This window comes from Polaromonas sp. P1_F9, from assembly GCF_056405615.1.
Map to the genome: position 1 here is coordinate 294,913 of NZ_JBFUBT010000005.1, position 18,623 is coordinate 313,535.

Here is an 18,623-nt window from a genome sequence, read left to right on the forward strand (position 1 = left end):
TCAAAACGTGTAACCCACGCGGGTTTCGTTGCCCTCGATCTCGTCGAGCAGCACCATCAGCGGCCCGAGCTGCCGGTAGCGCGCGGCGGTGTTGCGGGCGTATTTGATGAAGCGGGGCGTGTCGGCCAGGTACTTGGGCTTGCCGTCACGCAGCGTGAGGCGCGCAAAGATGCCCAGAATCTTGAGGTGGCGCTGCAGGCCCATCCATTCCACGGCCCGGTAAAACTCGCCAAAATCGTCGCCAACCGGCAGACCGGCCTTGCGGGCTTTTTGCCAATAGCGCACGGTGATGTCCAGTACGAAATCTTCTTCCCAGCTCAAGAAGGCGTCGCGCATCAGGCTGGCGATGTCATAAGTGATGGGGCCGTAGACCGCATCTTGAAAGTCGAGCACGCCAAGCGGTGGTGCGTCTGCGGGGGGCGGCGATGATCCATTGGGAATCATCAGGTTGCGGGGCATGAAGTCGCGGTGCACGAACACCCGTGCGCCATCCAGCGAGTTCAGGTTACTGGCCTTGATCTGTTCGAAGATGACGTTCAGCTTGTCCTGAAGGCCGGTGTCCAGCGCCAGCCCGCGATGTTTGGCGACATACCAGTCTGGAAAGAGCGACAGCTCGCGCGACAGGAGAGCATCGTCGTAGGGCGGAAGCACACCGGGCCTGGAGGCGAGTTGCCAGCGCACCAAGGCCTCCACCGCATCTACATACAGGTCGTAGTGCGCCGGAGTGGGGCTGGCGATAGCGTCAACCTCGGCGGGCGGCGCAATCACTTCCATCATGGTCTGCGTACCCAGGTCGCTTAGCAGCATGAAGCCCATTGGTTCATCCCAGGCCAGTACGCGTGGGGCAATCAAGCCGGCGCCGCTCATCAGGCCGGCGACCTTGACGAAAGGTTTGCAATCTTCCTGAGCGGGCGGCGCGTCCATCACGATGTAACTGCCATCGCCTGTTGCTGCGTCCACCCGGAAGTAGCGGCGAAAACTTGCGTCAGCTGATGCCGGCTTGATGGTGTCGACCCGCAGATTGTGCTGGCGGGCAGCGGCAGTCAGCCAGGCTTCAAAGGTCATGGCACGTGCCGGGTCGGCCCAGGCAATGGAAGGGGTGGTCATGTTTCTGGAGTCCCTGCCAGCCCTGCAATTGGGCGCTGATTCGACATTGTGGGGACGGAGTGGAGGGTCATGGATAATCAGGCCTGATTTTACAAACGGGTTTATCTCACATAAACGATGCGCCGCGCATCCCCTTCGCCCTTTATTCTTTCCCCGATAGCTCAAGCTGTCTCCACGCTGGTGGTTTGCGCAGCACTGGGGATGACGGGTGCCGGGACGGCGCACGCCCAAACTCCGGCTGCGTCAACTGCTCCCCAGCAGGGAGCTTCCGCTGCCCCACCTGCGGGCGGGCCCGCAGGCGATACCCCGAAACTCAAGTCTTCAGCCCAGCTGGCCGAACAGGTTTCCAGCGACCCGCAGAACAAAGGGCCCACATTTGTTTTTGGCGACCGGATTTCCGGCCGCCCCGATCTGGAGACCGTGATTGACGGCAATGCGGAACTGCGCCGCGGTTCTACCGCCATCCGAGCAGACCGTATCGAGTACTACCAGCCCGAAGACCAGCTTAAAAGCCGCGGCAATGTCCGTATCAACCGCGCCGGCAACAGGTTTGAAGGCCCCGAACTCGAGATCAAGCTGGACCGGTTTGAAGGCTTCTTCAACACGCCGACTTACCGTTTCCTCAGCAATGGGGGCAACGGACAGGCCGAGCGGGTCGATTTCGTTGATGAAAACAACCTGACTGCACAGCGCGCGAGCTATACCACCTGCGAGCGCAATGACGAGGCCAGCTGGGAGCCCTCGTGGGTATTGAGCGCCAGGAGTTTCGAGTTCGACCTCGAGCGAGAAGTGGGTGTTGCCAATGGGGCGGTTGTGCGTTTCAAGGATGTACCCATTTTGGGCTTCCCCCGGGTGAGTTTTCCATTGAGTGACAAGCGCAAGTCGGGCCTTTTGCCGCCCACGGTCGGCATGGGTTCGGTGAACGGTTTTGAGTATCGGCAGCCCTATTACTTTGATATTGCGCCCAATCGGGATGCTACGTTTTCACCGGGAATTTTGACCAAACGCGGGGTGGACCTTGCCGGCGAATTTCGTTACCTGGAGCCGAAGTACACAGGCGAGCTGCGGGGAAATTTCCTTCCCGGCGACAAATTGCGCAACCGCGACCGTTGGTCCTACAGTTATCAGCACGCCGGCGCCATCAGCAGCGGTTTGTCTTCCGTGGGTGATCTGGGTATCAACCTCAACCTGAACCGGGTGAGTGACAACGATTATTGGCGCGACTTCCCGACTCTCAGGGGTGCAACGACCCAGCGCCTTCTGCCGCAAGATGCGAGTTTGTCATGGAATCGTGGGTTCTTTTCTTCATCCGTGCGAACGCTCAAGTGGCAGACTCTGCAGGATGTCACTTCACCCATCATCCCGCCCTACGACCGTCTGCCCCAGTTTGCAGCGGCATACACCCGTGTGGACGCGCCCGTGGTGGGACTGGGCAATGGCTTTGACTGGTCTGTGGAGGGCGACTTCACCCGTTTTTCCGCGAATCGCCAGCTGACCAACCAGCCCAATAGTGATCGGGCATTCACGCGACTGCAACTGAGCCGACCCTGGTTGTTGCCTGCCGGGTATATCACCCCCAAAGTGCAGCTGCATGCCACGAGTTATAAATTTGATTCTGCATTGCCCAATGGTGCAACAACGGCGTCGCGTGTGGTGCCCACCTTTAGCCTGGACAGTGGTGTGCAGTTTGAGCGTAACGCCGGGTTCCTGGGTCGGGACTTTACCCAGACACTGGAGCCGCGGGCCTTTTATGTGCGTACACCCTATCGCGACCAGAGCCTGCTGCCGAACTACGACTCAGGGTCCAACGACTTCAACTTCGCCACGGTTTTTACCGAAAACGCATTTGTCGGCAATGACCGCATTTCAGACGCCAATCTGTTGACTCTGGGGGTTACCTCGCGACTGCTGGATCCTGCGACTGGTGCCGAAGCCGTGCGTGTCGGTATTGCGCAGCGCTTGCGCTTCGAGGATCAGAAAGTGACCTTGCCGGGGGCGCTGCCGGTCACTGATCGCATCAGTGACTTGTTGGTCGGTGCGTCCGTCAACTGGGTGCCGCAGTGGTCCTTCGACGGCACAGTCCAGTACAACCCGAAAACCAGGCAGTCCGAGCGGACGTCGATCGGCGTGCGTTACAACCCCAGCAATTACCGTGTTATCAGCGCCGCATTCCGTCGCCAGCGCAATGTCAGTGAACAAATTGACGTGGGCTGGCAGTGGCCCATCAATGATTTATGGGGCGACAAGGGAAAAGACCTGGGCGCCGGGCAGGGCCAGGGAGGCGGCCGTTACTATGCCGTTGGGCGCCTGAATTACAGCGTGCTGGACAAAAAACTGGTCGACTCGATCATCGGTGTTGAATACGATGGCTGTTGCTGGATAGGGCGCGTGGTGCTGCAGCGCTCTCAAACCGGGACCGGGAGCGCTGATACGAGGATTTTGTTCCAGCTTGAACTGGTGGGATTTTCGCGCCTTGGTTCCAACCCTCTGGAAACCCTGAAGTCGAATGTTCCACGTTACCAATATCTGCGTGAGAATACCAGCACGCCAAGCCGCTTTACTACTTATGACTAATAACCGCGTCGTCTCAAGATTTTTTTTGAATCCCGCTCAAGCCGCCACGACGGCCTTGGCATTGTCGATTGTTCTGATGGCAGGCGCACAGGCCCAGGGATTGCGGCCGTCCGGTACATTGCGCCTGCCTGATGCGGCCAGCGGCTCCCGGACTGCAGGGGCGCAGGGAAGCGCGCAACGGCAGGCTGACTTCATTGTTGTGGTGGTCAATTCCGAGCCGATTACCAACAACGAGGTTCGCAGCAAGCTGATCCGTACCGAGCAGCAAATGCTTCAGATGGGCGCGACGGTGCCACCGCGAAGCGAATTGGTCGGACAAATTCTGGAGCGCCTGATCAGCGACAAGGCACAATTGCAAATGGCGCGCACTTCGGGCCTGCGAGTCGATGACAACGCCGTCGAAGCCGCGGTCCAGACCGTTGCCAGCCAAAACCAGATCACGGTCGACGAGCTTCGTAACCGCCTGAAGGCGGACAGGATTGACTATGCCCAGTTCCGCTCGGAGTTGCGGGACGAGCTTTTGGTAAGCCGCCTGCGCCAGCGAGAACTGGAGGCGCGTGCGACGGTTACGGAGCAGGAAGTCGACCAATTTCTGCGTGATCAGGAAGGTGGCACTCCATCGTCCTCGCTGGCCCTCAATCTTGCGGAAATTCTGGTGGCTGTACCGGAAAATGCCACGCCCGATCAGGTTGCAATACTGCAAGCCAAGGCGCAGCAGGTGATGGACCGTGCCCGCAATGGTGCTGACTTCACGGCCCTGGCCGCCGAAGTCTCAGCGTCTCCCACGCGCGCTTCAGGTGGCCTGATGGGGCTGCGGACTGCAGACCGCTATCCAGATCTCTTTGTTGAGGCGACAAGCAAATTGCAGGCGGGGGGCCTCGCGGGTCCGGTTCGAAGCGGCGCGGGATTTCACATCCTCAAAGTTATCGAAAAAAGGCAAGGCGGCATGCCAGGGATGATGGTGGCACAAACCCATGCCAGGCATATCCTGCTCCGGTTGACGCCGCAGCTCAGTGAAGCCGCCGCAGTGGAGAAGCTGGCGGGTTTTAAAAGACGCATCCAGGCCGGACAGGCAGATTTTGCGGCACTCGCACGCGAGAGTAGCGACGATGCCTCCGCAAAGGAAGGCGGTGATCTCGGCTGGGCAAGCACCGGCATGTTTGTGCCAGAGTTCGAGAAAGTCATGAACGGCCTGGCGCCCAATCAGATCTCGGATCCCTTGGTATCCCGTTTTGGCGTCCATCTTATTCAGGTACTTGAACGCCGCGAGACCCAGCTATCGCAACGTGAACAGCGGGAGATGGCACGCGGTGTGTTGCGCGAGAAAAAGCAAAACGAAGCCTATGCGCTGTGGATCCAGGAGATTCGGGGCCGCGCCTATGTGGAGTACCGTGACGCACCGCAGCTGTGAAGATCGCCTCAGGCCTTCCTTCAGGCTCCATTCGTGCTGCGTGGGCGCGTCAACTTTCCGGGTGACTTCTCCAAAAAACCTCAGCCCTGTTTGTATGCCAGTCCGGCGGCTTTAGGTCGCCCTCAATGTGAAACATATTCCACGCAAGCGTTTTGGCCAGCATTTCCTGACGGACCAAGGCGTCATTGAGGGGATTGTGCGGGCGATTGCTCCACGTCCCGGGCAGGCCATGGTGGAGATCGGGCCTGGGCTGGCTGCGCTGACCCAGCCCCTGGTTGAACGAGTGGGGCACTTGACGGTCATTGAGCTGGACCGCGATCTTGCCCGTCAGTTGCGGCTGCATCCCCAGCTTGCCGTGGTTGAGTCCGACGTGTTGAAAGTGGATGTCCGCGAGCTGGCGCGAACTGCCTGTGCTCAAGGGCAAAAACTTCGGGTGGTCGGCAATCTCCCCTACAACATTTCCACACCCATCCTGTTTCATTTGCTGGATGCCGTGGAGGTCATAGAAGACCAGCACTTCATGCTGCAAAAGGAAGTGATAGACCGGATGGTGGCTGAGCCTGCCACCGGTGACTATGGCCGGCTCAGCGTGATGCTGCAGTGGCGCTACGCGATGGAAAACGTGCTGTTCGTGCCGCCGCAAAGTTTTGATCCACCGCCGCGGGTCGACAGCGCCGTGGTGCGCATGGTGCCGCGCGCGGCACCTGTGGTGCTGGATGTCAAACTCCTGAGTGAGCTGGTACAGGTTGCCTTTAGCCAGCGCCGCAAGTTGCTGCGTCACACCTTGGGGAAGTGGCTGGACAGCCATGGGTTCGGTGGGGAATTTGAGGTCCAGCGGCGCGCGGAAGAAGTCGCGGTGACCGAGTATGTGGCCCTGGCGCAGAGCGTAGCGCAACTGCACAATTAGCTGTTCGGCACACCTGATATGAAGATCTTTGTCATCTCACTTCCCGAGGCGACCACCAGGCGAGCGAGCATTGACCGGCAAATGATGGCGCTAGGGTTGCGCTATAGCCTGATTGATGGTGTGCGGGTTGATCCGGGACGACTGGCCGAGGTCGGCTATAGCGAAAGCATGCGTTTAACTCGTTATGGTTATGGCATGTCGCCTGGGGAGGTCGGCTGTTTTCTGGCGCATAGGGATGCATGGAGAGCAGTGCAGGCTCAAGGCGAAAAATGTCTGGTGCTGGAAGATGACGTATTAATTTCCGCCCTAAGTACAGCGTTGCTCGCCCAGCTTGAATTGGCACCGTATCCCATGGTCAGGCTCGCAGGCGTTTTTGAGAAGCGACACAAATTCATCAGCGGCACACCTTATGCCAGGTACTGGGGTGACCCTTCTGGCGCGGCTGCTTATGTGCTGGGACCGCAAGAGGCCGCGGAGTTGATACGGCGATCAGTGCGGTTTTACATGGCCGTTGACGACTTTATGGAGGCGAGGCATTTACACGGTATCAATACCTATGCCTTGTTGCCCTATCCGGTTCGCCAGGCGGGAACCGACACGCAGATCGGCCATCGGGCTCGACCACAGTTGTCCGGCATCGCGCGTTTTCAACTGATGCTGGTGCGCATCCCGATTGATATCAGCAAATACTTTCACCGTATTCTTTACTACATGTTTTAAGTTGCGGCGCTGTCGAATGCAGCTGTTGTCTTCAACTTTCGACTTGACGTAAAAAAGCCCGCATCAAGCGGGCTTTTTGTAAACTGGACGGAGCGCCTTTTTTCAGGCAGCTGCCAGCCAGTAACCCGCATTAAACGGGCTGCTCATGCGCAACGCCAGTGGCGATACGTCGACCAATTTGTCGGTCGGCATGACTTCTTCGCCTTCTGCGGTTGCTTGCTGGGCCTCATTCGCCCGATCCCCTTGGCCAATGTCTGGGGAGCGGGCTACAGAAAAGAATAGAAACATCTGAACGGTATCTTGCGATCCGCCCAGTAATCAGAGGCATCCCGGAAGATGTCGAGCAGTTGCTCGCGCGCTTCCTTGTCAAATTTGGCATTGGCCGGAATTTGCTCGAGCACGACAATAAAGCCGGGCTGCGGGCCTGACTTGTGGACCAGGTCCGTCATGCAGTCATACAGCGCATCGAAGTTCTTGCCGAAATGCGCCGGAAAGGTGTACTGCGCCGCAATCATGTCCAGCACGTCCTGTTTGCTCTGGGCGTTGCCCAGGTTGGCGTACAGGAAATGCTGGTTTAAATGTGTCGCGGCATCCTGCAGGTCTTGCACCCGGAAGGCCCGTATGGATTGAACGATATTGGGACGTACGCCGCGCAAGGGCGTTTCACCGTCCTTGCGCAAAGGCGTTTCGTTGTCCCGACGAAGTGGTGTATCCATCTCCGCTACTCTTTCTCTTAAGTCAAAAACTCAAAATAACGATCACAGTTCAATTTATTGAACGATTTTGCGAAAACTCGCATAGTGATCGTCGGTGTAATAACAGGCATCCGGTGCGACAGGTTTCAAGCCACCACAAACGATACGCCGGGCTCCCCGGCTGCGCTCACCGGGCGTTCTGACGGTGTATTCACGGTAGTAACCGCGACTTTGAGCCGGTAGAAGTCGTTCCCGGTTCCCAAACACCACGCCGTCCTTTTCATGCTTGAAAGGCCCGCCCTGGTAGATCAGCACCATCAAGTCGCGTCCTTGGGGGGGCAATTGGACCGTCGCTATAGTCCCGATTGGAACCTGGTCCTTTGCCTGCACCATGCTGGGGATTGACCCGGCCAGACCGGTTGCCAAAACCAGCAACATGGCCGTTTTGGCCGCCCACCCATTGCGCAACATGAAAAAAACCTTTTTCTCGAATCCAGAGTTACCCACCGATTTTTCGGGTTAACCCTTAAATTTCAAGAGAGGTAGTTTGCCGCATGTGGCTAAAAAACGCAAGTGGATGCTGAAAATTTAGGCAGTAAAGAGAGGGGTCATTGACACACTAAGTTAGTGCTAGCTATCTAATTTTTGCTTATCGACTCGCATTGGCATCCGCTACCGTCAGTGCGGTCATGTTGACAATACGGCGCACCGTTGCCGTAGCGGTCAGGATGTGCATGGGTTTGTTTGCTCCCAGCAAAACCGGACCGATAGCGATATTGCCACCCGCCGCTGTTTTCAGCAGGTTGTAGGAAATGTTCGCTGCATCAATATTGGGCAGTACCAGAAGGTTGGCCTCACCCGTCAGAGTGCTGTTCGGCATGATGAGGGCGCGCGCATCGGCGTCCAGTGCCATGTCGCCATGCATTTCCCCATCAACCTCAAGCCAGGGCGCTTTTTCGCGCAGCAACTCCAGCGTGCGGCGCATTTTCAGGGCGCTGGGCAGGTTGGAAGAGCCAAAATTCGAATGCGACAGCAGAGCCGCCTTCGGTTTGATGCCAAAGCGCATCATTTCCTCGGCCGCCATGGTGGTGATCTCCGCGAGCTGCTCCGCAGTCGGATCGCAGTTGACGTGCGTATCGAGCAGGAAGACCTGGCGCCCCGGAAGCAACAAGCCGTTCATGCAGGCATAGGTATTGACGCCTTCGCGCTTGCCGATGACCTGATCCAGATAGTCCAGATGATGGGCCGTCGTGCCCCAGGTGCCGCAAATCAGCCCGTCCACATCGCCTTTGTGCAGCAACATGCCAGCGATCAATGTGAGGCGGCGGCGCATTTCGATTTTGGCGATCTGCACCGTCACACCACGGCGCTCCATGAGGCGGTGATAGGTTTGCCAGAAATCGCGGTAGCGATGATCCTGCTCGACATTGACCACGTCGTAGTCGAGCTCCTCCTTCAGGCGCAGGCCGAATTTTTCGATGCGCTGGGCAATGATGGCAGGCCGGCCAATCAGTGTCGGGCGAGCGAGCCCTTCATCCACCACGATCTGGCAGGCACGCAGCACGCGTTCTTCCTCGCCCTCGGCATAGGCCACACGCTTGCGGCTGGCGGCCTTGGCGGCCGCGAAAATCGGTTTCATCACCGTGCCCGAGGCGTAGACAAAGCTTTGCAGCCGCTCGCGGTAAGCGTTCATGTCCTGAATGGGCCGCAGGGCCACGCCGCTGTCGGCCGCCGCCTGCGCGACGGCGGGCGCGATCTTCATCATGAGGCGCGGATCGAAAGGCTTGGGAATGAGGTATTCGGGCCCGAACGCCAGCTTCTCACCGACATAGGCGGCCGCCACGACCTCACTCTGTTCGGCTTGGGCCAGCTCGGCAATGGCGTGTACGGCCGCGATTTCCATCTCGATGGTGATGGTGGATGCTCCGGCATCCAGTGCGCCGCGGAAGATGTAGGGAAAGCACAGGACGTTGTTGACCTGATTCGGGTAGTCGGTGCGGCCGGTCGCCATGATGGCGTCGTCGCGCACGGTCCGGACGTCCTCCGGCGTGATCTCGGGATTGGGATTGGCCAGCGCCAGGATGATGGGCTTGGCGGCCATTTTGGCGACCATGTCTTTCTTGAGCACACCGCCGGCGGAAAGGCCCAGGAAGATGTCCGCTCCAGCGATGACGTCGGCAAGCGTGCGTGCATCGGTCTTCTGCGCGAACTGGATCTTGTCTTCGTCCATCAGCTCGGTGCGGCCTTCATAGACCACGCCGGCCAGATCGGTCACGAACACGTTTTCGCGCTGGATGCCCAGCTTGAGCAACAGGTTCAGGCAAGCCAGGGCGGCCGCGCCCGCGCCGGACGTCACGAGCTTGACTTGGCCCGGACCTTTGCCGACAACCTTGAGCGCATTCAGGACGGCCGCACCTACGGTGATGGCGGTACCGTGCTGATCATCATGGAAGACCGGGATCTTCATGCGCTTGCGCAGCTCACGCTCGATATAAAAACAGTCGGGCGCCTTGATGTCTTCAAGGTTGATGGCGCCGAAGGTCGGCTCCAGCGAAGCAATGATGTCGACCAGCTTGGCCGGGTCTTTTTCGTCGATCTCAATGTCGAACACGTCCACGCCGGCGAACTTCTTGAACAGCACGCCCTTGCCTTCCATGACCGGCTTGGAGGCCAGCGGGCCGATGTCGCCCAGGCCCAGCACGGCTGTGCCGTTGGTCACGACAGCCACAAGGTTGCCGCGGCTGGTGTACTTGAAGGCGTTGTTCGGATCCTTGACAATTTCTTCGCAAGGTGCAGCGACGCCTGGCGAATAAGCCAGGGCCAGGTCGCGCTGGTTGGTCAGCTGTTTGGTCGCTGCGATGGCGATCTTGCCCGGGGTCGGAAACTCGTGGTATTCAAGCGCGGCGAGGCGCAATTCGGCGCGTTTTTCTTCGCGATTGGCGTCAGTGCTATTGGGCGTCGCGGTGGGGGGTGTCGGCATCAGCAAGGTCTCCAGCGGAAACGGTCGGGTCGACCGTCAATTTCTTGTAAGGTCTGCGATTGTAGGCCGTCGGAGGGGAAAACCCTAGTAAGTGAATCTACGCAAAAAGGTGTATTGCTTTTGACTTTTCAGCACAGAAAGCTGCTTTGCCGTGGAGCTCATTCACGATGGCGGCGCGTAGCCGTTTTTTGAGCGCTTTAAGCGCGAAATAAAAAAAGCCAGGTTGGCGGGCCTGCGCCGCTCAGCGCGCAACACCCAGCAAATGGTCCAGGCGCTCGGGCTGCTCGCGCAACGCCTGGGCCGTTCCGGTGTGGACCACCATGCCGCGGTCCAGCACCACGGCGCTGTCGGAGATCGCCAGAATGGCCTGCGGGTGCTGCTCCACGATGATGGCGCTCAGGCCCTCTTCGCGCGTGATGCGGCGTATGGCGCGCAGCAGCTCCTCCACGATGATGGGCGCCAGGCCCTCCAGCGGTTCGTCGAGCAGCAGCAGCTTCGGGTTGAGTACCAGCGCCCGGCCCACAGCCAGCATCTGCTGCTCGCCGCCCGACAGCTGCGTGCCCAGATTGGCCTTTCGCTCGGCCAGGCGCGGGAACATGGCGTACACGCCTTCGGGGTTCCATTTACCCGGGCGCGCCACCGCCGTCAGGTTCTCGTGCACCGTCAGCGACTTGAAGATATTGCGCTCCTGCGGCACCCAGCCTATGCCGGCTGCCGCGCGTTCGTGCGAAGGCAAATGGTGCAACGCGACCATGGATGCGCCCGCTCCGAACGAGATGGCGCCGCCGTGCTGCTGCGTCGCGCCTGCCAGAGTGTTGATCAGCGTGGTTTTGCCGGTGCCGTTACGGCCCAGCAGCGCCAGAGTCTGTCCCTCGCCCAGCACAAACGACACCTCGTGCAGCACCACCGCCTCACCGTAACCGGCGCGCAGTTTGTCGACCTTGAGCAGCTCAGCCATGGGCCACCTCTTCGCCATGGCCCAGATAGACCGCCTTGACCTGAGGGTCGGCCGCGATTTCCTCGGGCGTGCCCTCGGTCAGCAGCGTCCCGTTGACCAGTACCGTCATGGTGGTGGCGAAGCTGAACACCAGGTCCATGTCGTGCTCGATCAGCAGTACCGACACGTCAGCGGGCAGTGCGGCCACGGTCTGCAGCAGTTCTTCGCGCTCGCCGGCCGGCACACCCGCCACGGGTTCGTCGAGCAGCAGCACACGCGGCTCGCAGGCCAGCGCCACGGCGATTTCCAGCAGGCGGCGCTTGCCGTAGGCCAGCATGCGTGTCGGCTGGTCCATCACCCCGGTCAGGTGAAACTGCTCCAACAACTGTTCGCAGCGCTCGGCCACGCGCCGGTTGCGTCCCAGCGCCTGCCACCAATTCGCGCCGAACCCCGCTTGTTGCGATACGGTCAGCGCCAGCGTTTCCAGCGGCGTGAGCGAATCGAAGAGCTGGTTGATCTGGAAGGTGCGCACCATCCCGCGCTTGACGCGCTGGTGCGGCGCCAGCCGCGTGATGTCTTCGCCGTCGAGGAGGATGCGGCCCTCGGTTGGCTGCAGCACGCCCGTCAGCAGGTTGACCAGCGTGGTCTTGCCCGCACCGTTCGGGCCTATCAGCGCATGGCGCGCGCCGCGACGCAGGTTCAGGCTCACGTTGTTGGTGGCGGCAATGCCACCGAAGCGCATCACCAGCCCTTGCGCGGACAGCACCGCGTCGCTGTTCGGCGCCGCGCTCATGGCTGGCCTCCGCGCTGGCGCTTGGGCAACCATGTCCAGGGTCGGACCAGGCGCTCGCGCCCCACCAGCACCAGCACCACCAGGAAGAGGCCTATCCAGAAGGTCCAGTACTGCGGTGTGATGGACGACAGCGCGTCCTGCATCAGCTTGAACACAATCGCCCCGGCCACACCCCCATACAGCCAGCCGGCGCCGCCGACCACCAGGATCAGCAGCACATCGGCCGAACGATGAAACTCGAACAGGTCCAGCGAAGCGAAGCCGGTGGTCTGCGTCAGCAGCGCCCCGGCGGCACCCGCCACGCCCGCCGCCACCGTGTAGACCACGGCCAGCCGTGAAGCGACCGGAATGCCAATGGCCATGGCGCGCAGGCGGTTGTCGCGTATCGCCTTGAGAGTCGCGCCCAGTGGGGAATGCACCAGGCGACGCATCAGCACAAACAAAATGAGCAGCACGGCCAGCGAGTAATAGGCGGCGGTGCGGCCCGACAGGTCAAACTCGAAGCGGCCCAGCAGCGGGCCCATCACCACGCCTTGCAGGCCGTCGGCGCCGCCGGTCAGCCAGTCGAGCTTGTTGGCCAGTTCCAGCAGAATCAGCGCCACACCCAGTGTCACCATGAGCCGTGTCAGGTCGCTGCCGCGCTGGATGGTGAGTGAACACACAGCACCCAGCAACGTGGCGGTGGTGATGCCCACCGCCAGGCCCACCAGCGGGTCGGGCATCACCAGCTTTGCGAACAGCGCCGCCGCATAGCCGCCTATGCCGAAAAAAGCAGCATGGCCCAGCGAGACGATGCCGGTGTAACCCAGCACCAGATCCAGCGACACCGCGAAGAGCGCGACGATGGCGATCTCATTGATGATGGACGCGTGGCTGGGCATCAGCACCGGCGCGGCGAAGGCGGCGAGCCAGAGCACCGGTTCCCAGAGCTTCCAGCGGCTGTTTTTAAGCAGAGACGTTTGAGTGTTCATTTATCTGCCGCCCTTGCGCACAAAGAGACCCTGCGGCCGCCAGATCAGGATCGCGATCATCAGGCTGTAAACGATGAAGGCCCCCAGCTTGGGGATGTAGTACTTGCCCGCCACGTCGGCAATGCCCAGCAGCAGCGCGGCCAGCAGCGGCCCGGTGATCGACGTGGTGCCGCCCACGGCCACCACGATCAGGAAGTAAATCATGAACTTGAGCGGAAAGCTCGGGTCCAGGCCCAGCACCTCGGCGCCCAGCGCGCCGCCCAGGCCAGCCAGGCCCGAGCCGACGGCGAAGGTCGAGAGGAACACCAGGTTGACGTTGATGCCCAGGCCGGCCGCCACGCGCTGGTCGTCCACCGAGGCACGCAGCCGGCTGCCGAAGCGCGTGCGTGTCAACACGTATTGCAGGCCTACCGTCAGCCCAGCGCACACCGCAATGATGAATAGCCGGTAGTGGCCCATGCCCAGCATCCAGGCGCCACTGCCGATCTCGGTGCGGCCCTTGAGCCATTCGGGCAGCTGCACGATCTGCTGCGTCGAGCCGACGAAGTAGTCGACGCTGGCCACCGCCATGAACACCAGGCCGATCGAAAAAAGCACCTGGTCCAGGTGCGGCTTGTTGTACAGCGGCCGGTACAGCGTGCGCTCCAGTACAGCGCCCAGCAGCGCCGAGCCGGCGAAGGCCAGCGGCAGGCACAGCAAAAAAGGCACGCCGATGTGCTGCATCAGCAGTACGGTGATGTAGCCGCCGGCCATCGCGAAAGCACCATGCGCGAGGTTGATGAAATTCATCAGCCCCATGGTCACCGCCAGGCCCACCGCCAGAATGAACAGCAGCATGCCGTAAGCGATACCGTCGAAAAGGAGCGTGAGCATTTGTCTTCGCAAGAAACGGCGCGGAACCGGCTTTGCCGGGCCGCAGAGGTTGCCCCCAGCAGGGGGGAGGCGCCGCGAAGCGGCGCTTCGGGGGGTTACTTGTTCTTCCCGGGATCCTTGACGTCCTTGATCACGTCAAACTCCACGTTGTAGAGCTGGCCGTCCTTCTTCTCGACCTTGCGAAGGTAGACGTCCTGCACGATGTCGCGTGTCTGTGCGTCGATGAATATCTTGCCGCGCGGGCTTTCAAAGAGCTGGCCCTTCATGGCTTCGAGCAGCGCGTCGCCGCCGCCCTGGCCCTTGCTGGTTTTGAGCGCTTCGTAAATTACCCGCATGCCGTCATAGCCGCCCACGGCCATGAAGTTGGGGCGCAGGCCCTTGTTGGCTTTGGCAAAGGCCTCCACAAATTTCTTGTTCATGGCCGAGGGGTGCGCCGCCGAGTAGTGGTGGGAGGTCACGACGCCGATCGCGCCGTCACCCATGTCGTTGAGCTGGTCGTCGTCCGTCACGTCGCCAGTGGCGATCAGCCGGATGCCGGCCTTGTCCAGGCCGCGCTCAAGGAACTGCTTCATCACCGCGGCGCCCGCGCCCGAGGGCACGAAGACGAAGAGCGCATCGGGCTTGTTGTCCCGCACTTTTTGCAGGAAGGGCGCGAAGTCGGGATTGCGCAGCGGCACGCGCAGCGCGTCGGTCACCTGGCCGCCGTTGAAGGTCAGGCGGTCCTTGAAGAACTTTTCGGCATCAATGCCGGGGCCGTAGTCGGACACCAGCGTGACCACTTTTTTGATGCCGTTCTTGGGCGCCCAGTCGGCCAGCGCGACCGAAACCTGCGGCAGCGTGAAGCTGCTGCGCACGATGTAGGGGGAGGCCTGCGTGATGCTGGACGTCGCCGCCGCCATCACCACCATGGGCGTCTTGGACTGCGTCGCGATGGGTGCGGTAGCCAGGGCCGAGGGCGTGATGCCGAAGCCCGCCAGCACGTTGACCTTGTCGTTGACCACCAGCTCCTGCGCCAGGCGGCGCGTGGTGTCCGGCAGCGAGGTGTCGTCCTTCACGATCAGCTGGATCTTCTTGCCTGCCACTGTGTCGCCGTTTTGCGCCATGTAAAGCCGCACGGCCGCCTCGATCTGCCGGCCGGTAGTGGCCTGCTGGCCCGTCATCGGCAGGATCAGGCCAATCTTGAAGGTGTTGTCCTGGGCCAATGCCGGGGCGGCGGCAATTGCCGCGGCCGACAGCGCGGCGGCGGTGAGGAAGGTACGTTTTTTCATGCTTGTCTCCTGGGTGGTTTTCAGTTCTTGCTGCTGCGTCAAACGCGGCGGAGTTCAGGTTGCCGGCATCGGGTTGCAAACCGGTGCGAGTCTAGTATGAGTGCGGTATCAGCACAAATGTTCGATATGTGAACACATCGGCCATGCCCTCCATGGCTTCATTGTGTGGGTTGCCGCTCACGGGGTCACTGTTGGTTCGCGGTCGATTGTGCGATCATCGCGCGCATGACCCGGTGATCGCACACAAGTTGTCCCCTTCACGCGTCGGGCCGGTAGGAAGAATCCAGCGTCACCGAACCGACCACGCGCGAGACACAGGCGCATAAGCGCGTGTTTTGCTGTTTCTCGTGCTCGCTCAGAAAGACGTCGCGGTGGTCGATCTCGCCGTCCACCGCCAGCACGTCCAGCGTGCACAGGCCGCATTCGCCGCGCTTGCAGTCGGACACCGCTTCCACGCCCGCCTGCTCCAGCGCGTCCAGCAGGCTGCAACCGGCCGGCACGGTGATGTCCAGCGCGTGGCGCGGAATCAGCACCCGGAAAGCCTGCGGCGCATACCGCCCGCTGTTGCCGAAGGTCTCGTAACGCAGGTCAGTCGCTGGCCGGCCCGAGGCCTCCCAGGCATGGCGCGCGGCGTCCAGCATGGGCACCGGACCGCAGACGTACATTTGCGCGCCCGCCGGCAATGCCGCGATCTCGGCGGCGAAATCGATGCGCGCGTCGACCGCCGCCTGTAGCCGCTCGCCCAGGCTGGCCCGCAGGGCCTGGCCGTAAGCCAGTTCAGATTCACTGCGCACGCCATACAGCATGCGCAGCGGGCGGCCCGACTGCGCACAGCGGCTGGCCAGCGCCTGGGCCATGCCCAGCAGCGGCGTGATGCCTATGCCGCCAGCCACCAGGAGGTAGGCTGGCGCGTTGAAGTCCAGCGGAAAATGGTTGCGCGGCCCGCTGAGCTGCAGCCGGTCGCCGGCGGCCAGCCGCCACATCGCGCGCGAGCCGCCGCGGCCATCGTCCAGCCGCTTCACCGCGATGCGATACGTCTGCCCGTCGGGTTCGCCGACCAGCGAGTAGGAGCGCAGTTCAGGCTTGCCGTCCACCAGCAGCTGCACCTGCAGGTGGCTGCCAGGTTCGTGGCGCTGCACGCCTTGGGCACTGTCTGTGGGCCGAATGATGAATTCACGCACGGTTGGCGTGAGGTCACAGAAGGACTCAATGACTGCATCGGTCCAGGTAGCGTTGGCTCTCATTCTTCAGTTCTCCGTGATCTCTTCAATTCAGGGCCGCCGTGGAACCGGCTTTGCCGGGCCACAGGCGGCGCCCCCCTTTGGGGGGAGGCGGCCGCAGGCCGCTTCGGGGGGTCATTTTTTTCTAATTAGACGCACGCCGGGCATCTGGTCCAGGTTGTGGCTGGCCACGGCGGCGCGCAGGTTGCGCTGGGCCAGGCGTGAGTGCTCGCGCATGATCGCTTCGGCGCGCGAGCCCTCGCGCTGCTCAATGGCGTCGAGCACCTGGCGGTGCTGGTCCTGCGCCACGACCAGCATGTCGCGCGCGCCTGGGGAATTGGCCTGCACCACCACAAAACCCGAAGGCGACGCAAAGGGCAGGCTGAACACGCGTTCGAGTTCTTTGGCAATGACGCTGCTGCCGGCCATTTCACCCAGCAGTTCATGAAATCGCTCGTTCAGCGCGACGTAGGAAGAGAAAGCTTCATCGTCCAGCGCAGGCTGGCTGAGCACCGCATCAATCTTTCCCAGGCATTCGCGGGCTTCGTTCAGCACCACGGTAGGTGCGCCGCGCTCGGCGGCCAGCCGCGCCGACAGCCCTTCGATGGTGCCACGCAGTTCGATCGCTTCGGACACATCGCGTTCGGAAAACGTACGCACGGCGTAGCCCCCGTTGGGCAGCGACTCCAGCAGGCCTTCCTGCTCCAGCCGCATCAGTGCCGCGCGGATGGGTGTGCGTGAGAAGCCGAGCTTTTCAACGATGGACAGCTCGGCAATGCGCGCGCCGCCGGGCAGCTCGCCGGCCAGGATCATCTCGCGGAGCTGCAGCTGCGCCCGCACCTGGGCACTTTCAAGGCTGTTTTGGCCTGTACCCCTGTCAGAATCTGCGCCGGCAGCTACTGAATTGATAGCATTGATTGTGGTGCGCATAAAAAATGATCCCCGCTTCAGGCCGCCAGCCGGATAGCGATGACAGGCGCCGGTGGTTTTTCTTTCGCGATCAGTCCGTCTATCAGGCGGCGTGCCCACATCGAGCCGGCATCGATGTTGAGGTTGTAGAACTGGTGGTCCGGGTGTTCGTTGATGGCGATCTGCTGGGCCTCCAGCACATGTTCGTCCTCGCGGAAGATGCCGGCCACGCCCTCGCGCAGCTGGTGCGTCAGGCGCTGTTCACCCAGGCAGTAATTGCGTGCGAAAGCCCAGAAGTAGTGGCAGCTGCCGTCTGCTTCTGGCGTCACCGTGTTCAGCACAAAACCATTGACGCCCTTGCTGCGGTCGCCCGGCTGGCCGTCTTTGGGTGGCGCGCCTGATCCGGCTTCGGCCACGCCGACGTCGATGTTCACAGTGCAGGGCGCTTCGAATTTAATGATTTGCCATCGGTCCACCTTGCCCCTGTACCCGCGCGCATGCTCGATCTGCCCGGCCCAGAAAGGCGGCGCGTCGATGTTTTCCATCCAGCGCGTGACGGTGGCGGTGCGGTCGCCATGCGTGGCCACGAAGGGTGCCTCGGCCACGGCGCGCTGGCCGATGCTGGAGCCGTGCACAAAGGTTTCGTGGGTCAGGTCCATCAGGTTGTCGACGACGAGACGGTAGTCACACTTCACGGTGATCAGCTTGCCGTCGCCCGCCCAGTCTGCGTCGTCGTTCCAGTGCATGTCGGGCACCAGTGCCGGGTCGGCTTTGGCCGGGTCGCCGGGCCATATCCAGACAAAGCGGTGTTTTTCCAGCACTGGGAAGGAACGCACGCAGGCCGAGGGGTTCAGCGTTTCCTGGCTGGGCATGTGGGTGCAGCGGCCCTGGGCGTTGTAGACCAGTCCGTGGTAACCGCAGGTCACCTCGTCGCCGTTCAGCGTACCCATGGACAGCGGCAGCAGCCGGTGCCAGCAGGCGTCCTCCAGTACGGCGACCTGGCCGTCGGTGCGGCGGAACATCACCACCTTCTGCTTGCAAATCGTGCGCGCCAGCAGCGTGCGGCCCACCTCCACGTCATAGGCGGCGGCATACCAGGCGTTCAGGGGAAAAGTCGATTTTTGGGAATTCATGGATACTTAATGTATACATAAATAGGAAAAAAACCAAGAAAAATAGAGAAATTCGGGGTAAATACGGAGTTTATGTATTCAGTGAGGGGCTATTTTGCTGGAATACCATGAGAGCTTGTTCCAGT

General features: G+C 61.3%; 16 protein-coding genes. 4 read left to right on the forward strand and 12 right to left on the reverse strand.

What is annotated here, in order from left to right; genetic code table 11:
- On the reverse strand, window positions 1-1,107 hold the full coding sequence (locus AC1DYR_RS17170) for an aminoglycoside phosphotransferase family protein (RefSeq protein ID WP_477706171.1): 1,107 nt from the start codon (window positions 1,105-1,107) through the stop codon (window positions 1-3).
- A 117-nt stretch (window positions 1,108-1,224) separates the two neighbouring features.
- Here AC1DYR_RS17170 and AC1DYR_RS17175 point away from each other — a divergent pair, with 117 nt between their 5' ends.
- From AC1DYR_RS17175 to AC1DYR_RS17190, 4 genes are all read left to right on the forward strand, one after another.
- A complete protein-coding gene (locus AC1DYR_RS17175; RefSeq protein ID WP_477706172.1) occupies window positions 1,225-3,681 on the forward strand; it encodes an LPS-assembly protein LptD in 2,457 nt (818 codons plus the stop codon).
- Window positions 3,674-5,092: a peptidylprolyl isomerase gene (locus tag AC1DYR_RS17180; RefSeq protein WP_477706173.1), complete on the forward strand. Its 1,419-nt coding sequence runs from the start codon at window positions 3,674-3,676 to the stop codon at window positions 5,090-5,092. Before AC1DYR_RS17175 ends, AC1DYR_RS17180 begins: the two co-directional genes overlap by 8 nt.
- A gap of 127 nt (window positions 5,093-5,219) precedes the next feature.
- On the forward strand, window positions 5,220-5,999 hold the full coding sequence (gene rsmA, locus AC1DYR_RS17185) for a 16S rRNA (adenine(1518)-N(6)/adenine(1519)-N(6))-dimethyltransferase RsmA (RefSeq protein ID WP_477706174.1): 780 nt from the start codon (window positions 5,220-5,222) through the stop codon (window positions 5,997-5,999).
- An 18-nt stretch (window positions 6,000-6,017) separates the two neighbouring features.
- The gene (locus AC1DYR_RS17190; RefSeq protein WP_477706175.1) at window positions 6,018-6,719 is read left to right on the forward strand and encodes a glycosyltransferase family 25 protein; all 702 of its coding nucleotides are present in this window, start codon (window positions 6,018-6,020) and stop codon (window positions 6,717-6,719) included.
- Between the two features lie 266 nt (window positions 6,720-6,985).
- On the opposite strand, the gene AC1DYR_RS17195 is transcribed toward AC1DYR_RS17190, so the two are convergent.
- The 11 genes from AC1DYR_RS17195 to AC1DYR_RS17245 form a co-directional block, all read right to left on the reverse strand.
- Entirely contained in the window at window positions 6,986-7,435 is a 450-nt protein-coding gene (locus AC1DYR_RS17195; protein WP_348050784.1) for a barstar family protein, read from the reverse strand.
- Between the two features lie 54 nt (window positions 7,436-7,489).
- Window positions 7,490-7,807 carry a guanyl-specific ribonuclease gene (locus AC1DYR_RS17200; RefSeq protein ID WP_477706206.1) on the reverse strand — a complete coding sequence of 106 codons (318 nt, stop codon included), beginning with the start codon at window positions 7,805-7,807 and terminating at the stop codon, window positions 7,490-7,492.
- 256 nt (window positions 7,808-8,063) lie between these two features.
- Window positions 8,064-10,394 (reverse strand): NADP-dependent malic enzyme, encoded by a 2,331-nt coding sequence (locus AC1DYR_RS17205; RefSeq protein WP_477706176.1) that lies wholly within the window; start codon window positions 10,392-10,394, stop codon window positions 8,064-8,066.
- A 241-nt stretch (window positions 10,395-10,635) separates the two neighbouring features.
- Window positions 10,636-11,352, reverse strand: a complete 717-nt coding sequence (locus AC1DYR_RS17210) for an ABC transporter ATP-binding protein (protein ID WP_477706177.1) — start codon at window positions 11,350-11,352, stop codon at window positions 10,636-10,638.
- Complete coding sequence (locus AC1DYR_RS17215) at window positions 11,345-12,124, reverse strand: ABC transporter ATP-binding protein (RefSeq protein WP_477706178.1); 780 nt, start codon at window positions 12,122-12,124, stop codon at window positions 11,345-11,347. The genes AC1DYR_RS17210 and AC1DYR_RS17215 overlap by 8 nt, the downstream gene beginning before the upstream one ends.
- On the reverse strand, window positions 12,121-13,095 hold the full coding sequence (locus AC1DYR_RS17220; RefSeq protein WP_477706179.1) for a branched-chain amino acid ABC transporter permease: 975 nt from the start codon (window positions 13,093-13,095) through the stop codon (window positions 12,121-12,123). Before AC1DYR_RS17220 ends, AC1DYR_RS17215 begins: the two co-directional genes overlap by 4 nt.
- The gene (locus AC1DYR_RS17225) at window positions 13,096-13,968 is read right to left on the reverse strand and encodes a branched-chain amino acid ABC transporter permease (RefSeq protein WP_477706180.1); all 873 of its coding nucleotides are present in this window, start codon (window positions 13,966-13,968) and stop codon (window positions 13,096-13,098) included.
- Between the two features lie 95 nt (window positions 13,969-14,063).
- A complete protein-coding gene (locus tag AC1DYR_RS17230; RefSeq protein WP_477706181.1) occupies window positions 14,064-15,236 on the reverse strand; it encodes an ABC transporter substrate-binding protein in 1,173 nt (390 codons plus the stop codon).
- A gap of 257 nt (window positions 15,237-15,493) precedes the next feature.
- The gene (locus AC1DYR_RS17235; RefSeq protein ID WP_477706182.1) at window positions 15,494-16,480 is read right to left on the reverse strand and encodes a PDR/VanB family oxidoreductase; all 987 of its coding nucleotides are present in this window, start codon (window positions 16,478-16,480) and stop codon (window positions 15,494-15,496) included.
- A gap of 111 nt (window positions 16,481-16,591) precedes the next feature.
- Window positions 16,592-17,386, reverse strand: a complete 795-nt coding sequence (locus tag AC1DYR_RS17240; RefSeq protein WP_477670473.1) for a GntR family transcriptional regulator — start codon at window positions 17,384-17,386, stop codon at window positions 16,592-16,594.
- A 17-nt stretch (window positions 17,387-17,403) separates the two neighbouring features.
- A complete protein-coding gene (locus AC1DYR_RS17245; protein ID WP_477706183.1) occupies window positions 17,404-18,498 on the reverse strand; it encodes an aromatic ring-hydroxylating dioxygenase subunit alpha in 1,095 nt (364 codons plus the stop codon).
- Window positions 18,499-18,623 lie beyond the last annotated feature (125 nt).

Bases quoted from the DNA above. Each gene is read 5' to 3' on its own strand.
- AC1DYR_RS17205 (WP_477706176.1), bottom strand. From the start codon at position 10,394: ATGCCGACACCCCCCACCGCGACGCCCAATAGCACTGACGCCAATCGC.
- AC1DYR_RS17175 (WP_477706172.1), top strand. From the start codon at position 1,225: ATGCGCCGCGCATCCCCTTCGCCCTTTATTCTTTCCCCGATAGCTCAA.
- AC1DYR_RS17225 (WP_477706180.1), bottom strand. From the start codon at position 13,968: ATGCTCACGCTCCTTTTCGACGGTATCGCTTACGGCATGCTGCTGTTC.
- AC1DYR_RS17215 (WP_477706178.1), bottom strand. From the start codon at position 12,124: ATGAGCGCGGCGCCGAACAGCGACGCGGTGCTGTCCGCGCAAGGGCTG.
- AC1DYR_RS17235 (WP_477706182.1), bottom strand. From the start codon at position 16,480: ATGAGAGCCAACGCTACCTGGACCGATGCAGTCATTGAGTCCTTCTGT.
- AC1DYR_RS17220 (WP_477706179.1), bottom strand. From the start codon at position 13,095: ATGAACACTCAAACGTCTCTGCTTAAAAACAGCCGCTGGAAGCTCTGG.
- AC1DYR_RS17230 (WP_477706181.1), bottom strand. From the start codon at position 15,236: ATGAAAAAACGTACCTTCCTCACCGCCGCCGCGCTGTCGGCCGCGGCA.
- AC1DYR_RS17200 (WP_477706206.1), bottom strand. From the start codon at position 7,807: ATGGTGCAGGCAAAGGACCAGGTTCCAATCGGGACTATAGCGACGGTC.
- AC1DYR_RS17210 (WP_477706177.1), bottom strand. From the start codon at position 11,352: ATGGCTGAGCTGCTCAAGGTCGACAAACTGCGCGCCGGTTACGGTGAG.
- AC1DYR_RS17190 (WP_477706175.1), top strand. From the start codon at position 6,018: ATGAAGATCTTTGTCATCTCACTTCCCGAGGCGACCACCAGGCGAGCG.
- AC1DYR_RS17240 (WP_477670473.1), bottom strand. From the start codon at position 17,386: ATGCGCACCACAATCAATGCTATCAATTCAGTAGCTGCCGGCGCAGAT.
- AC1DYR_RS17170 (WP_477706171.1), bottom strand. From the start codon at position 1,107: ATGACCACCCCTTCCATTGCCTGGGCCGACCCGGCACGTGCCATGACC.
- AC1DYR_RS17195 (WP_348050784.1), bottom strand. From the start codon at position 7,435: ATGGATACACCACTTCGTCGGGACAACGAAACGCCTTTGCGCAAGGAC.
- AC1DYR_RS17245 (WP_477706183.1), bottom strand. From the start codon at position 18,498: ATGAATTCCCAAAAATCGACTTTTCCCCTGAACGCCTGGTATGCCGCC.
- AC1DYR_RS17180 (WP_477706173.1), top strand. From the start codon at position 3,674: ATGACTAATAACCGCGTCGTCTCAAGATTTTTTTTGAATCCCGCTCAA.